Source organism: Pseudoalteromonas phenolica (assembly GCF_005876835.1).
GTDB lineage: Bacteria > Pseudomonadota > Gammaproteobacteria > Enterobacterales > Alteromonadaceae > Pseudoalteromonas > Pseudoalteromonas phenolica_B.
On sequence record NZ_PPSW01000004.1, the window covers coordinates 1 to 1,539 of the forward strand.

Genomic DNA, 1,539 nt, shown 5'->3' on the forward strand with positions numbered 1-1,539 from the left:
TAATTTGTATTAGCAATCATTTAAATCTATTCAACTTCGTTATGTCGGCTAGCCGTTAAAATCGTTTACGGCAAACACATATTGAGGGTCTCTTATTGCGATCTCATCGCTGCCTAAATCAGTCGATACAACTTATCGTTTAGGGCCACTAGACATTCATCGGTTAACCTTAATCTGGCACTACTCAAGGGGATGGCTCATTCGTCCAGTTAGTTAAAGGCTCAGCTAAGGTGTAAACGATTTAATTCATTGCTTAAATTAATGCGCACCAATGGGGTGTCTAATCAAGGCCAAATAGCTTATTACTTCGACAACACTTACCTGCAAAATTCAGCTATTACTGACATAAACACAAATAATGCGTGGTTGTTCATGCCTATCTAGTTAGGTGTAGAGCTCACCCCATTGTGCGACTTAGCTTTTTAAGAATCGTTCATCATCGAATACCGTCTTGTTCTTCAACATAAAATAAACACAGCGACCTAGCTTATGTGCTAGCACTGAAAGAGCCTTGGCTTTGCTCATACGTTTTTGTAATTTGTTTAAGTAGCGCCGAGCTTTGTCGTTTCCACGTAAATAAAGCACAGCAGCTTCACTGAATGCCCACTTTAAGTGACCATTGCCAATTTTATTGCCACTGGTGCCATAGGTTTTACCTGCTGATTCTGCTTTGCATTTAACGAGCCGACAATAAGACGCGAATTTTTGTACAGACTCGAATCGGTTAATATCGCCAATTTCATACAAAATAGTCATAGCTAGAATAAGACCAATACCTGGGATTGTTCGCAGTTGTGCGTAATAGTTTGGTTGATGCTTTTTAGCTTTGCTTTCTAAATAATATTCGAGCTTTTTAAGTTCCTCTGCGTAGGCATCGAGTATGGCTAAGTCAAAGTTAACATTACGTTGAACAGCTTGGTCGTCAAAACGTGTTTGGAATTCTTGTCGAACACATTTGTTTTTCATGTGCAATTCAAGCGGTGGGTAGTTGTACTGACTATTTGTGTTAACTATATGGGCTTTTAGTTGTGCGCCATGCTGAACGAGTCGTGTTCTTCTACGCAGTAAATCGCGAGTTGAACGCATATTAGCAGGGTAATTGTAAGCCAGCGGAAAGTTGCCACCACGTAATAGGCTAGCAATTTTATAAGAATCAATTTTATCATTTTTGGCTTTACCACCATGAATGGCTTTCATATAAAGGGCATGACCAAGGACAAAATCGATATCTTGCTCAGCACATAAATCACTGACCCAATACCAGCAATGCATGCACTCAACACCAATTACGATATCTTCAAGATAAGGTGAAATGAGTTTAAGTAATTCAGCTTTATCAGCTTTTATTTTTTGATGAACAACTTTATTACCACGCTCATCAAGAATGCAAACGTATAAAATGCGTGCGTGAAGGTCAATTCCACAATAATATTTGTGAAAAGTAGTATAGAATTTCATTGAGCTTTCTCCTTTTGGTTTGGTCGCCTTGAAGTTTAGCTGTTCGCTAAGCTTCGGGGAGAAGGTTCAATAAGTATCAAG

General features: G+C 39.0%; 1 protein-coding gene. It reads right to left on the reverse strand.

All coding sequences use genetic code 11. The annotated features are described in order from the left end of the window. Window positions 1–414: 414 nt before the first annotated feature. A complete protein-coding gene (locus C1E24_RS01770) occupies window positions 415–1,458 on the reverse strand; it encodes an IS110 family transposase (protein WP_138478185.1) in 1,044 nt (347 codons plus the stop codon). Between the last annotated feature and the right edge of the window lie 81 nt (window positions 1,459–1,539).